We start from the raw sequence: 14,240 nt of genomic DNA on the forward strand, positions 1-14,240 counted from the left end.
CGCCGAACGCCGAGGCGATCTTTGGGACATCCTCGCGGGTGCGGGGGGGGCAGTCCCGCTCCGTCATTCCCGCCGGGCGGTCGCCGGGAACATCCCCGCGAGTGCGGGGAGCACGCCACCAGCGAACACAGCGACTCCTACCAGGCGGGAACATCCCGCGGGTGCGTGGAAAACCACTCTCGCAAGTGAAAGTCGACGCGCGGCGGGGGGGCATCCCGCGGGGGCGGGAAGCACTCGGACGGTGGGTAGAACAGCATCCGATACTCGGGGCCGTCCCCGCGGGTGCGGGGAGTACCGGCAGGGTCGCTTCCTCGCTCCCCGCATACGCGGGAACATCCCCGCGTATGCGGGGAGCGAGGAAGGCCGACACCCACCCGGAGGCGGGGCCGGGAGCATCCCGTGGTTGCAAAGACCACGCTACCCCGGGCCCGTATGCCGACCCGGTAGCTGGAACATCTCTGCGGGTGGGAGAGCACAACCCGCCAGCCTTGGGCTCGGCGGTGTTGGGGGCCATCCCCGCGGGTGCGGGGACACCTCCCGCGACACCCTGCGACCCGGCGGACAGCCGGGAACATCCTCGCAGGCGCCTGAAGCACTCAACATCGACACCACCGCCTGGCTCAGCGCTGGGAACCTCTCCGCGGGCACGGGAAGCAGTGGTCCAGGCCCGGTGCGGTGCTTCAGTTCCGGGGGACCATCCCCGCAAGTGCCGGGGGGACCGGAGCGCGATCTCGGCGATCGTCTGCGCTCGGAAGAGTCCCTGCGAGCGCTGGCAGCAAGCGGTTCATGCTGTCGCGGATATCGCGTCGTGGGACCATCCCCGTGGGCACGGGGATGTTTCCGCCCCGTCACCTTCGACCCAGACGGCATAGTAGTGCTCCCCACACTCGCGAGGATGTTCCCATGGCGGCGGGCCCGGCCGCGACGGCGACGCCGTGCTCCCCGCACCCACGGGGATGGCCCCGGGATCAGCTTGACCCGACGCCACAGGCCCTCGTGCTCCCCGCACCCGCGGGGATGGCCCCATGTCATCGCCGAGACACAGCCGATCCCCGTCCTGCTCCCGGTAGCCTCGGGGATGGCCCCGCGCCGATGCCTGGAGGACGATGCTGGCGAGCTGCTCTCTGCACGCGCGGGGATGGTCTCTGAAGCCCGCCGACGAACTTAAGGGGAAGACCCAGTCCTCTGCGCATGCGGGGATGGTCCCTCGATCTCGGTCGTGTACCACTGGAACTGGACCTGCTCCCCGCACCCGTGGGGATGGTCCCCAGACGGGCTGGGCGTTCAAGGACCGTGTCGTCTACTCCTCGCACGTGCGAGGATGGTCCCAAGATCACGTTGGATGCCCTCACGGCATCCGACTGCTCCCCGCACACGCGGGGATGGTCCCTGCCCGCGCTACGCCCTGGTCTGGCGTAACCACTGCTCCCCGCACGCCCGGGGATGATCCCACGGTGCGAGCAGCCGCGGTCAAGAGCCAGCTCTACTCCTCGCGCAGGCGGGGATGGTCCCACCTGGGCGACGTTGTGGGAGCCCATGCCGGCCTGCTCCCCGCACGCGCGGAAATGACCCCACGGCGCTCATCGAGTCGTCCTCTCGGCCTTGCTACCCCCCGCACCCGCGCGGGTGATTCCCTCACCGGCGCCGTCCGGTGCGCGTACATCCACTGCTCCCCGCACACGCGGAATGGTCCCGGCACCTGAGTGCGGTTCAACGCGGCACTGCGCTGCTCCCCGCACCCGCAGGGCTGATCCCCACACCAACGTCATCGCCGCCCGGCACGACGGCTGCTCCCCGCACCCGCGGGGATGGTCCTTCACCAATCTGCGGGTAGTCCCACCGCATGATCTGCTACTCGCACACGCGGGGATGGTCCCCCGCTGGCCACGCATCTGTTCGCCCTGGCCAACTGCTCCCCGCACGCGCCGCGGGGAGTACTGCCAGCACCGGCCGCTCTCGATGCCGGGGGGTAGGACCATCCCCGCGGGCGCGGGGAGCAGGCCTGGCCAACGGGGCAGTGGGTTTTGCCGGCGGGACCATCCCCGCGCGTGCAGGTAGCAGACGTCGAACCCGGCGGCGTAGACGCAGGAAGCGCTCTTATTGACTTTCCGGGAACACCCCCGCAGGTACGGCGAGTACCTGACGAAGATTTCGGAGGCGGCGGCGACGTCGAGAGCATCCCCGCGGGTGCGGAGAGCACTTCGGTCTTCTCTGGGGTCGGTACCCGGGTGCGTGACCGTCCCAGCGGGTGCGGGGCGATCAGCGGGAACTTCCTACGTTCAACCCAGACCTGTTTCATTTATTGCACATGTTTCGGTTATTGCGGATACTGGAGGTGCCGTCAAGCAATGACGCCCACCCGCCACGAACTCTAGGGGCGCACCGTGACGAAGACAGACTTCAGGCCCGTGAAGCTCCCGCCCGAGAAGACCGCCACAGCGAACCGTGCCCTCACCCGTGTCCGCGGCTACCTTGCCGAACATCCCGACCTCGGACAGATTGCCGTCAAGCCGCTCGACGACAGAGAGCCTGAGCCCCTCACACTGCCCCGTGAGGCCGTCGAGCTCCTCGCCGGTCTCCTCGCTCACCTCGGGGCAGGCCGAGGCGTGTCCATCGTCCCCAGCACCGCGGAGCTCACTACCCAGCAAGCGGCAGACATCCTCAACGTTTCCCGGCCCTTCCTCATCGGCCTCCTGGACGCAGGCGAAATCGAGTGCCGTCTAGTCGGAACGCACCGCAGGATCACGGCGTCCTCGCTCATGGAGTACAAGCAAGCAGACGACCGGCGCCGTCGTGAAGCAGCAGACGAGCTCACTCAGCTCGGCCAGGAGATGGGAATGATGTAGTCGATGGCCTTCGTCGCCGTTTACGACGCGAACGTGCTCTACCCGAACATCCTCCGCGACGTCCTCATCCGCGTCGCGGGGGGCTGGCCTTGTACAAGCGAAGTGGACCGAGACCATCCTCGACGAAACTTTTCGCAACCTGAAGGCTGACAGGCCGGACCTGGCCCCCGAAGTGCTCGACAGGACACGGCGGCTGATGAAGGCAGCGGTACGGGACTGTCTCGTGAAGGGACACGAGCCGCTCATCGACATACTGGAGCTCCCGGACAAGGACGACCGCCACGTTCTGGCTGCGGCGATCCGCGCCAAAGCCCAAGTGATTGTGACGTTCAACCTCAAAGATTTCCCCGCGGAAGCCTTGGCGCCATGGGACGTAGAAGCCGTCCACCCGGACGCATTCCTCGAAGCGCAGATAGACCTGGCGCCGGAGATCGTCTACGGAGAGATCCAACGTATCGCCGACAGTTGGAAGAACCCACCCGGCACGGTTGCCGACGTGATCGAGCGACTCGACAGGAACCGTCTTGTTTCTTCCGCAGCGGCCCTGAGGGCGCTCACCTGATCACGCATTCCTGGCAGCCGTCCCCGGCCAAGCGACAGGAGATCAGCCACCAGGCAGGCCGCGAGACAAGGCCACATTTCAGCCCGCCTCACTGATAACAGCGGGCCAACTGAACACGCATAGACCGACCTTGTACGTACTGTCAGCCCAACAAACGCCTTTTGCCTTGCAGCGGCAGGCGAACCTTCTCCAACCCTACGAGCACCTACGCGTCGGCGGAGAGGGCCCTGGCCTGGGTCTTGGTCCACTTCAGGGCGGCGGAGCACCCTCGTGGGTGCGGGGAGCACATACCGGCGAGGAGGCCGGGCAGGACGACGGGGGGCCACCCGCGAACGCGTGGAGCAGCTCGTCGTCGGTGGCGGCCTAGCTATCGCGCTGGGACCATCCCTGCGGGCGCAGGGAGCAACTCCTCGCGAATCTCATGCAGGTCTACACCGCGGGGCCATCCCTGCGGGCGCGGGGAGCACGCCAGCCCTGTTTTGATCATCTGGCCGACGGCGGGAACATCCCCGGCAGGTGCGGGGGTGGTCCGTAGCCCCCCAGCGCGAAGGGCCCGCGCCGCACATCCTCCCTGCCGGTGCGGGGAGCAGTCGTTGGTGGCGTCGATGCTCGTGCCGCAGAAGGGACCATCCCCGCGAGTGCGGGGAGCAGTACATCGGGCCCTCGACGACACCCCTGCCCGGGGGACCATCCCTGCGGATGCGGGGAGCGCGACCTCGAACACTCCTCCGACCATATCGAAATGGGACCATCCCCGCGGGTGCAGGGAGCACATCACCGAGATCGTGCTCGGGTTGAAGAGGAAGGAACCATGCCCGCGGGTGCAGGGAGCACGAGTCGAAGGCCGTGGTGTCGACGGTCTCCTCGGGCCCATCCCCGCGGGTGCGGGGAGCACACTACTTGTCCCCGATTTCGGAGTGCTCCGACGGGACCATCCCCGCAGGTGCGGGCAGCACAGCGCGAAGCGTGACCGCAAAGCGTGATCGTGGGGACCACCCCCGCGGGTGCGGGGAACGCGCGGCGGGTGACTCGATCGCCCGCTCCCAGTGGCAACCGTCCCGCAGGTTCGGTAAGGCATCTGCAAGCAGCACTTTCGAGCGTTGATACACATCCCGTCCAATCGTCAACTTCCCTCCCCCTCAAGGGATTTCGCAATCTCTTCGAACCGGTCGTCTCGGATGCTCCCTCCTGCTAGCGTCCCGTCACATGCCAGAAGGTAACCGTTAAGAGCAATGAAGCGGCGGCGGAACGTGCCTGACCCAAGTGCCTTACGTGCGAGACCATTTCGGCCCAGATGGGATCCGCGGGAGGTCTCATGCATCCCGGTGCTCACTCTGGACGACCAGCTTGTCGATGTGAGCCTGGTGGACCTGCTCCACGATGCCGACGGCCTGCGGACTGTGGAAGGCGGCACGCCGGGCGAGAAGGTCGCGATCATCGAGTTCCTCCTGGCCATCTGCTACGCGTCCGGCACGTATCCGGAGTCGGCTGCGCAGTGGCCTGCGTGGGTGGATCAGAAGGATGCTCTCCGGCCGGCTGCCCAGTGGCTCGCCCAACGGCCCGAGAGCGAGGTCTGGGACCTGTTCCATCCCGTGGAGCCGCTGGGGCAGAACGCCATGCTCGCCCCGTACCTTGATGAGCACGGCGCCGGGCCGGCGCAACTGGTGATCGAACGCGTCGGTGACTACAACCAGTTCTTCGACCATCACCACCTGGAGCACCCCAGCCCGCTGTCGGTCGCAGCGGCCTTCAGGGCCATGCTCACCCAGCACGTGTACGGGCCGGCCGGGCGGGCCAGGATCTCGGGGAAGGCGACGCTGGGTGCCACCATCACCAATCTCGCTGCTGCCCGCCTGGGCACGCGCATCCGGGTCATCGCGCTCGGGGACACCCTGGGTGAGACGCTGCGCCTCAATCTCGCTCCGGTCAACGGGCCGTGTGGGGAGCTGAACCGTACGTGGACCGTCGGCACGAAGCGGCGGGAATTCACCTCGAAGCCCAAGGGTCGGGCGGTGGCGGGCCCGGCCGATCTGCACAGCTACCTCGGCCGGTCGATCCTGCTGCGTCCGACCCCGGATGGTGAGTTCGTGGACCGGGTGCTGCTCGGTGCGGGTGAGATCCTGTCTCTGACGGACGAGCACATGCAGGATGCGGTGTATGCCGCGCGGGCGGACGGCAGCCGCAGACCGCTGTGGGCTTCGGCGACCCGGGCGGTCTGGCGGCAGGCGCACGCCCTCTACGCGGCGGTGGCCGAGGCCCGTTCGCAGGCCGGCGGCAACGACGGCGGCACCTTGTACCGCAGGCTGGCGCTTTTCCCGGCCGAGGATGTGGCTCCCGAGCCCGGCCAGCAGCCCGCGCGCCGCATTGACCTGTGGGCGGTCGGGCTGGTCGCCAAGCAGACGACCGCGATCGCGTGGGTGGATGGGACGTTCCCGTTCGCCCCCGGGCTGGAGGCCCGCCTGTATCTCGCGTCCTACCGGGGGTCAGAGATCGCCGAACACGTGGCGGGCGCCTTGTACAAGGCGGCGTTCGCGGCGTGGCGCGTGGCGTATCCGAACCCGAAACCGGCCGACAAGAGCAATCAGATCGCGCGGTTCGATGCGCGCTCGCAGCACTGGGCGGCGACGCAGGAGCCGTTCGATGTGCTGATGGAGGAGACGACGCTGGGCGAGGACGTGCGGGCGCTGCTGCTGGAGTATGCGGAGACCGTCGCCCTCACCGCGCGCAGGTTCCTGGCCGAATGCCTTGATCCGCTGCCCAGGAGTGCGCAGGGCGCCAAGGCCCGGGCCGCCGCACTGAGGCGGTTCGACGAGGAGTTGGCTTCGCCGAAGGCTCCGGCCGAACTGAGAGGGGAGCCCGCATGACTACCAGGCCGGGCGCCGAACCGGAAGCCAGTGACAGCGCCGTCGCGCTCACGGCATGGCTCGCCAGCCTTGTCCGCAACCACGACTACGCCAGCCTCGCCGAGCTCCGGCGCCCCCGCGTCCAGCTCGAACCGCACTTCAGGGCCCTGTGGTTCAGCCCGGACGAGGCGCAGCGTGAGGTCTACGCGCAGGTAGCTTTCCTGTTCGCCATCTACCACCAGGGCCGTTCCCGGCCCGCCTACGGGTACGGCAGTCTCGGGGAGGCGGCGCGTCGGATCGGCAGCGGGGACAGGCGCGGCCCGGAGGATCCGGGCGCTGCCCGTCTGATTGACCGCATCGTCTCCAGTCGCCGCATCCCGTGGCGGCATCTGCAGCATGCCGTCGCCCGCCTTCGGGCCTGCGAGCGGCAGCCGCCCTCCTGGGCCCGTCTGGTCGACGACCTCACCCGATGGCACGACCGCAAGGCCCGGGTTCCCTACGAATGGGGCGTGGCCTTCCACATCCCCGCGGCCCGGGCTGCCGCCACGCGTTCCACTGCCCTGCCTGCCGCCTCCTCTCCCGAGAAGGACTCCCTTACGTGAACAGCAACTCAACTTCCACCGGTGGCCAGTTCCTCTCCCTGCATCTGCTGGAGACCCTGGTGGCCGTGCTCCCGGTGCGTGATGAGAACGGCGCACCCAAGTCCATCATCTACGGCGGCGCCGAGCGCCACATGATCACCAGTCAGGCGCGACGCCGGGCGGAGCGGATCCACGCCCGCGACCGCGCCAACGCCGGGCGTGGCGCCCTGGCCGGGCGGGCCACCGGCATCCGCACCCGCGAGTGGGCGCTGCTCACCGCACGCGAGCTCACCGCCGAGCACGGCTGGCAACAGGACGAGGCGATCCGCACCGCGCGCGCGGTGATCGAGGCCACCGGCCTCAAGTTCGGCGAGGCGGACAAGAAGACCGTCGCCAACCTGACCCGGGTGCTGCTGTTCGCACCGGCAGACGCGGGCGCCCGCATCGCGGTCCATATCGCCGAGCACGCCGAAAGTGTGCGGGCGTGGAGCGACGAGTACCTGGCGGCGCAGGCCGGCGCGGCGGCGGCCAAGAAGAAGCGGGGCCGCAAGGACAAGGACACGGTGCCAAACGAAGCGGAGGAGGACAGCGCAGCAGAGCCGAAGCTGCCCCCGGTGCCGGCCGAGACCCGCGCCGCGGTCCTCACCGCGCTCGCCCCGCGCGACGCCATCGACATCGCCCTGTACGGGCGCTTCCTCGCCGAGATCGCGGACTCGCCCAACGTCGACGGAGCGGTCCAGAGCAGCCACGCCTTCACCGTGCACGAAGCGGAGCAGGTCGACGACTTCTACGCCGCGGCCGACGATGCCAAGCTGGACCGCAAGAAGAACGCGCTGGACTTCCTCGACGCGGCCGACAACGCCGGCGCCGGGATGACCGGCTACCAGTCCCTGATCTCGGGCACGTTCTACCGCCACGCGGTACTCGACCGCCGACGGCTGCGCCACAACATGCAGGCGGCCGGAATGAGCGAGCAGGAAGCGGAGGAAGTGTCGGCGGCGGCGGAGGCGGAGTTCGTCACCGCCTTCGTCGAGGCCTTCCCCGAGGCGAAGAGGAACTCCACCGCCTCCACCGGCTCCCTGCCCGCCCTCGTCCTCGCCTTCGAAGGCGAGCGCCCCTACAACTACGCGGCCGCCTTCCAGACCCCCATCGACGAAAGCCCCCTCGACAAGAACGGCGAAGGCCCCGCCGGGCCGGCCGCGGTCAAACGGCTGCTGAAGCACCACGCCTTCGTCAGCCGGCGTCGGCCCGACATCAGCGCCGGACACGTGCTGACCTACGACCCGCAGATCAACGAACTCCTGCACACCCTGGACGACACCGGCGTTGCGGCCGTGTCCGGCATCGAGGAGCTCACGGCGTGAGCGGGCACGTCCTGCTCGTCCGCCTGGCCGCCCCCCTACAGGCCTGGGGGGTGGCCTCCCGGTTCTCCCACCGTGACACCCATCCCCGCCCCACCAAGTCCGCCGTCATCGGTCTGTGCGCCGCGGCCCTCGGCCGAAATCGCACCGAGCCGGTGGACGACCTCGCCGCCCTCACCTTCGGAGTCCGCGCCGACCACCCGGGCACCCCGGTACGCGACTACCACACCGTCGGCGCCGGCCACTTTCCGCTGCGGCCCCGCGACCTCATCACCGATCACCGACGGGCCGCCGCCCTCGCCAAAAGCATGGAAAGTGCCGAGGGAGCAGAGTTCGGCCACCACGAACTCGCCCGCTGGTACGGGGCCCCGAAGAAGATCACCCAGGATCCCGTCTCCGGCACCCTCGTCTCCGCCGAGCTGGCCCGCTCCGCGATGATCACCGAACGCTGGTATCTGTCGGACGCCGCGTTCGTCGCCGCCCTGCACCACCCCGACAGGGCACTGCTGGAGGACGTCGCTTACGCCCTGGAACACCCGAAAAGGCTGCTGTGGCTCGGCCGCAAATCCTGCCCGCCCTCCGGCACCCTGGCCGCGGAGATCCTGCCCGGCACCATCACCGAAGCGTTCACCGCCAAACGCCTCCTGCCCGACCTGCCGGCCAACGACAGCGCAGGCCGTCGCACCTCGGCGTGGATCCAGGTCCCCTCCGGCACCCGCGGCGCCCTGCAGATCAACGACCAGCCCGTCAGCTTCGCCCCCGGCCGCCGCACACACGCCACCCGCTGGGAGACCCGCACCCGCATCACCATCGCACCGACCGCCACCGAATGGGACATCATCCCGTGACCAGCACCCGGGCCTCCACCGCCCGCTTCGTCGCCACCCACTCCGTCCTCTGCCTCGACGCCCGCCACCCCCTGGTCGCCAAGTCCCTGATCGACGCTCAGGAGATGCACCGGACCGTCATGAGCGGCTTCCGCGGCTGGGTCGAGGACGGCGCCCCCAACCCGCGCGCCGACATGGGAGTCCTGTCCACCTGGTCCGTGGACCTGAAAGCCGCCGCCCTCGTCCTCGTCGTCCAGTCCCGCGTCCCCGGCGATTGGACGCGGATTCCGCGCGCGGCCTTCACCACCGCACCGCACATCATCACCATCGACCGCACCTTCACCACAGGCGAACCCGTCACCTTCCGCACGGCCGTCAACCCCACCCGCAGCAAACCGTCGGGCAAACCCGTCTCCGAAGGCGTCCGGGGCACCCGCACCGCACACACCACACCCGAGCACGTGAAACGGTGGTTCACCCGGCGCCTGCAACCCGCTGGCGAACCCAAGACGGCCCCGGACGGCGTCGCCCGCATCGGCGCCACCACCGCCCCCGAAGCCCTCGGGATCCGCATGCTGCCGACCATCTCCAGCGCCCACCGCAACAAACCCGTCCGGATCGGCCGAGCCGAAATCCGCGGCACCCTCACGGTCACTGACCCCGAAACCCTCGTCGAGGCCCTGACCAATGGCCTTGGCCACGCCCGCGCCTACAGCTGCGGTCTCATCCTGACCCGCTGAACCCAACAACCGACAGCAAGGCGCGGGCACGCCGCAGCCCGGTTGAGGACGCATGCGGCGGGCCGGGCCCGCGGCACGCCGGTCATCCCCGCACACGCGGGAGGAGAAGGACGCAGTGCTCCTAACGGGAGCCATTCCCGCACATTCGCGGGAGATCCGATGGGGGCCGAGGCTACGCCCAGCGACCCTGCCAGGACCAGCCCGATACACCTCACCGGCCGCCACGGCGCCGCATCAAAATGCTCAAGGTCGCCCGGGCATCACGTCGGCGCTCCAGAGTACGGAAAAGGACCGACGAGGCCGCCACCGTCACCACCACCGCGCAGTACGCGAAGGCAGTGACGGCGGACAGGACGACACTCACCCGGAAGACGGGCTCGACGACACTCAGCAGCACGGACATACAAGTCCCCCTCGGGATCAGCAGCCAGAGGTTCTCTCCCCCGGCGCGGTCCCACAGATATCCACCTTCCCGAGGGCGTTCAGCAGACTTCACATGGCCGAAGAACCCGCATAGAACCTGGTCAGGGGGCAGATGAAAATGCGTTCAGCGAACTCTTCCGCAGACGACGGAGCCGGCGGTGACAGGCAGACGCCGACGTTCATGAGCGACCTGAAGGCGCTTTACGAGGCTGCGGGCGGCCACAGCGGGCTCGGCTACACGAAGTTGGTCCGTGAGGCCACCGCGTCCGGCTTCACCGTGAACAAGTCCAGCTTCACGGCCTGGATGAACACGAGCCCTCTGAAGGCGTACCCCCCGACCGATCAGCCCCACGTCGAGTACGTGATGAGGAAGCTCATCCCCGACCTGCAAACAAGGGCCGATCGCCGATCACCGGGCCACGTCCCGGTCTCTGAGGCAGTTTGGGCCGCCCGGCTCGCAGCCGCGCAAAGGGTCAGCCAGAGCGGCAAGGGGGGCCGCGGCCCTCGGGTGGGCGCAGCCTCAAAAGGCCATCTGCTGCGCGGTGCCTCCCAGACCCTCCTCGATGTCCTGCCCGTCGACTTCGTGGGACGCGAGGAGGAACTTGACGATCTGGAACGCTTCGTCACGGCTCCCCACGGCTCCCCCAACTACCTGTGGTGGCAGGCCGGGCCCTGGGCCGGTAAGTCGGCGCTGCTGTCCTGGTTTGCCGCCCGCTGTTTGCCCGCCGGAATCGACATCGCGTACTACTTCATCGTCGGCCGTCTGGGCACCGACCGCCGTGACGGCTTCGTCCGCACCGTCAGTAACCAGCTGGCTGCCGCGGCGGAAGGCAAGCGGCGTCCGCCCATCGACCTGCAGCAACCGAACCTAGGCCCGCTGTACGAAGCAGCGGCCCGGGCCTGCGCGGCGCGTCATCGCCGTCTCATCCTGATCGTCGACGGACTCGACGAAGATGCCGATGCCGGTTCCGACTCGACCGGTATCGCCGGACTCCTGCCCAAGGACCCGCCTGCCGGGATGCGCGTCATCGTCGCCGGACGGCCCCACCCGCGCGTGCCAGAGAAGTTGGCATCGGATCACCCCCTGCGCGACCCTGCCATCGTCCGGCCCCTGGCCGACTCCCCCGCCGCGCGCATCATCCGCGATGCCGCCCTGACCGAGCTACGGACTCTGCTTGCCGACCCCGTCGGACAACACCTGCTGGGTCTGTTGGTCACGGCGCACGGCGCCCTCACCGGGGCGGACCTCGCCGAACTCGCCGCGATCAGTCCCTTGCAGGTGCGCGACAAACTCTCCGGTGTCACCGGCCGATCCCTGGCCCCCACCCGCACCGATCTGCTGCCCCTGGACGTGCACACCGAGGCAGAAGCAGAAGCGGGAAGCCAGACATTCGTGCTCGCCCACCAGGAACTTCATAACACCGCGTATCAGAAACTCGGCCGACCCTTCCGTACCGCCTGTGTCACTGCCTTGCACAACTGGGCTCGCCAGTACGGCGAGGACGGCTGGCCCCACGACACCCCGAACTACCTGCTCACCGGCTACGCCCGCCTCCTGCACGCGGACGCCGACACCAAACGGCTCACCGCCCTGGCTCTCGACGCGCGCCGTCAACTCCGCCTCGTTGAGCATGCTGGGGCGGACGTCGCCCTGCTCCACCTCGACTGGGCCGCATCCGCATCCGCGAACTCAGTGTCAGCGCTGGGCACGGCCGCGGCGCTCGCCGCCTCCCGGGACGTGCTGCTGCCCCACGTGCGACCGCTGCCCCCAGCCGTGGCGCAGACCATCGCCCGGCTCGGCGACGCACCCCGAGCCCGCGCCCTGACCAGCACCGCCGGGCGCACCGTCGACAAGGCACTGAACCTGGCCGGCGTGGCACGCGCCCCGCAAACCACAGGTGACATCCATGCCCCTGCCACCGCCCAGGAGGCAGCCAAGTGGGCACAGCAAGCACTGCGCGAGGCCAGCCAATTCGGCGACAGCGTCGACGAAGCGGAAGGCGCCGCCGGGCACGCGGCCCTCGCCCTGCTGGAAGCAGCCCTAGCGAACGACGACGGTACACACGAGGGGAACACCCCTCGCCGGCAGCCAGCAGAGTACTGGGCCGAGCCCACCACCCCGGCCCGCGCTACGCGCGAAGGCCGCGAGCGCCAGGGTCTCCTCAAGGAGGGCCTGGCCCTGCTGCGCTGCACCCGCGGGATGGGAACGGCCCGCCTGGAGACCTGGGCGCAGGCCGCCCGCCTACTGGCAGCGGACCACCCCGAGCGGGCCGACGAGCTCCTGAACACACTGGAAGAACAAGCCGAAGACCTCACATGCGACGAGCCAGCCGAAACAGACTCCGCAACCTGCGCGATCCAGCTCTGGCACACAGCAGCCTGCGCGGCCCCCGACCGCACTGACCGCCTCATCGACCGCATCCTGACCCACGCGCAAGAGGTCTTCACCGACGCGGCCACCCTGGAAAACGTCTCCACCCTCTCGCTCGCCGCCCACTATGCCGCGCCCCTTCGGCCCGGGCCGGCTGCACGCCTCGTGAGTACCGCCTGCCGCCACATCGAACACGTCCTGGGCCCGGACGCTGCCCCCCTGACGCCGGCCGACGCCTTCCACCTCGAATTCGGCTTCCAGCACACCCTCGCCCTCCTTACCGAGGCGCTCAGTGACGTCGGCGCACCGCGCGAGCAGATCACCCACGTGCGGCAACTCGCCGACCCCCACCTCACGGCAGAGCCGCAAGACCACACGGAGCAACCTTCCCCGAGCGCGGATGAGTTCCCTACGGAAGCCATCGAACTCGCCGAGGAGGCCCTCCGCCTGGCCGAAGCGGCCCCCGGCAGTGAGGCCGAGCAGCGACTGGAGCAGGCACTGGCGCTCATGCCCGCCAGCATCCCCGGCGGCGGCCGCAGCCCCATCTGGCTCCCCGACCTGGCAGCCGCCCTCGTCCGCAACGACCCCGCCGCGGACACTCAGCCCCTCACCGACCTGGCCCAGCACCCCACCGACCGCGCCCGCATCCACGCCGCTCTCGCCCTGGCCTACAGCGACACCCACCAACCCGCCCTCGCACGCCGCCACGCACACCAAGCCGCCCACGCCGCCACCCACAACCCTCACTGGCCTCATGCGGCACAAGCACTGGCCAGCACCGGCGAGGCACAGGCCGCCGTCCGCCTCATCGAACAACACACGCAACCCCGCGGCGCCGCCGCACGGGCGGCCTGGCGTACCACCGACCGCGCAGCCCGCATCGCCGTCGCCACCGAACTGGCCCCTCGCACCCCCGAGCAGGCGGGTGACTTGCTCCTTCCCCTCCTCGAACGCCTCCACGCCACCAGCCGCAGCACTCGAAGCACCGGTCTACTGTCCTCGCTGGCCGAACTCCTGCCCGCCGCAGACCACCTACCGCCCGCGCCACGACAGCTTCTTGAGACGCTGCTAGAACAAGCCCGCGACCAGGTATCACGCCACAGCCCACACTCCTGGCTCCCCGAAGACGTCCTTGTCCAGGCACTCCTGCGCCTCAAGGCCGGCGAGCACCCCGACCTGCAACTGACCTGGCTGACACGCGACCTCGCCAGCCGGGGGCCCGAACACTTCCCCACCCCCGCCCTCGCCGTCCTGCACGCAGCCCTCGGCGACACTCACACCGCACTCCACGTGGCAAAACAACCTGCCAACCCGCTCCTGCGGGCCCTTGCACTCACCGCAGTCGCAACCCACCACGCGCACCTGTCCATCCGCCACCACCCCACCACCGGTCCACCCAGACACATCCACTACACCCGCGCCATCCAGCACCTGGCACACACCACCACAACCCTGCCCCCCAACCACGCAGCATCCGCCCAAGCCCTCCACCACGCCCTGGCCACTCCAGCCTGGCACCACACCATTCACCCCCTACACAAACTCGCCCCCGAAGCACTCACCGCCATCCGCGACATCACAATCACCCACCTCCACACACCACAAGCCCACTGAACCGATCGGTGATATTGACGCTGTGCCACCTTGTACGTCCGTCCCTGCTGGTCCCCGCACACCCGGGGATGG

The 14,240-nt window shown here is 69.2% G+C and carries 9 protein-coding genes; 8 read left to right on the top strand and 1 reads right to left on the bottom strand.

All coding sequences use genetic code 11. The features are described from left to right. Positions 1-2,384: 2,384 nt before the first annotated feature. From M4V62_RS06035 to cas6e, 7 genes are all read left to right on the top strand, one after another. A complete protein-coding gene (locus M4V62_RS06035) occupies positions 2,385-2,846 on the top strand; it encodes a helix-turn-helix domain-containing protein (protein WP_249586178.1) in 462 nt (153 codons plus the stop codon). Between the two features lie 139 nt (positions 2,847-2,985). Next, positions 2,986-3,408, top strand: a complete 423-nt coding sequence (locus M4V62_RS06040; protein WP_249592709.1) for a PIN domain-containing protein — start codon at positions 2,986-2,988, stop codon at positions 3,406-3,408. A 1,325-nt stretch (positions 3,409-4,733) separates the two neighbouring features. Further along, on the top strand, positions 4,734-6,272 hold the full coding sequence (locus M4V62_RS06045) for a type I-E CRISPR-associated protein Cse1/CasA (RefSeq protein WP_249586179.1): 1,539 nt from the start codon (positions 4,734-4,736) through the stop codon (positions 6,270-6,272). Next, positions 6,269-6,853, top strand: coding sequence for a type I-E CRISPR-associated protein Cse2/CasB (gene casB, locus M4V62_RS06050; RefSeq protein WP_249586180.1), 585 nt, complete (start codon positions 6,269-6,271; stop codon positions 6,851-6,853). The genes M4V62_RS06045 and casB overlap by 4 nt, the downstream gene beginning before the upstream one ends. Continuing rightward, the gene (locus tag M4V62_RS06055) at positions 6,850-8,196 is read left to right on the top strand and encodes a type I-E CRISPR-associated protein Cas7/Cse4/CasC (protein ID WP_249586181.1); all 1,347 of its coding nucleotides are present in this window, start codon (positions 6,850-6,852) and stop codon (positions 8,194-8,196) included. Before casB ends, M4V62_RS06055 begins: the two co-directional genes overlap by 4 nt. After that, positions 8,193-9,041: a type I-E CRISPR-associated protein Cas5/CasD gene (gene cas5e, locus M4V62_RS06060; RefSeq protein ID WP_249586182.1), complete on the top strand. Its 849-nt coding sequence runs from the start codon at positions 8,193-8,195 to the stop codon at positions 9,039-9,041. Before M4V62_RS06055 ends, cas5e begins: the two co-directional genes overlap by 4 nt. Next, entirely contained in the window at positions 9,038-9,760 is a 723-nt protein-coding gene (gene cas6e, locus M4V62_RS06065; RefSeq protein ID WP_249586183.1) for a type I-E CRISPR-associated protein Cas6/Cse3/CasE, read from the top strand. The genes cas5e and cas6e overlap by 4 nt, the downstream gene beginning before the upstream one ends. 211 nt (positions 9,761-9,971) lie before the next feature. On the opposite strand, the gene M4V62_RS06070 is transcribed toward cas6e, so the two are convergent. Then, positions 9,972-10,163 (bottom strand): hypothetical protein, encoded by a 192-nt coding sequence (locus M4V62_RS06070; protein ID WP_249586184.1) that lies wholly within the window; start codon positions 10,161-10,163, stop codon positions 9,972-9,974. Between the two features lie 201 nt (positions 10,164-10,364). Between M4V62_RS06070 and M4V62_RS06075 the strand changes: the two genes are divergently transcribed. Then, positions 10,365-14,168, top strand: coding sequence for a P-loop domain-containing protein (locus tag M4V62_RS06075; RefSeq protein ID WP_249586185.1), 3,804 nt, complete (start codon positions 10,365-10,367; stop codon positions 14,166-14,168). Positions 14,169-14,240 lie beyond the last annotated feature (72 nt).

Source organism: Streptomyces durmitorensis (assembly GCF_023498005.1).
Classification (GTDB): Bacteria; Actinomycetota; Actinomycetes; order Streptomycetales; family Streptomycetaceae; genus Streptomyces; species Streptomyces durmitorensis.

Coding starts and splice junctions, on each gene's coding strand:
- M4V62_RS06075 (WP_249586185.1), top strand. CDS start 10,365: ATGAGCGACCTGAAGGCGCTTTACGAGGCTGCGGGCGGCCACAGCGGG.
- M4V62_RS06070 (WP_249586184.1), bottom strand. CDS start 10,163: ATGTCCGTGCTGCTGAGTGTCGTCGAGCCCGTCTTCCGGGTGAGTGTC.
- casB (WP_249586180.1), top strand. CDS start 6,269: ATGACTACCAGGCCGGGCGCCGAACCGGAAGCCAGTGACAGCGCCGTC.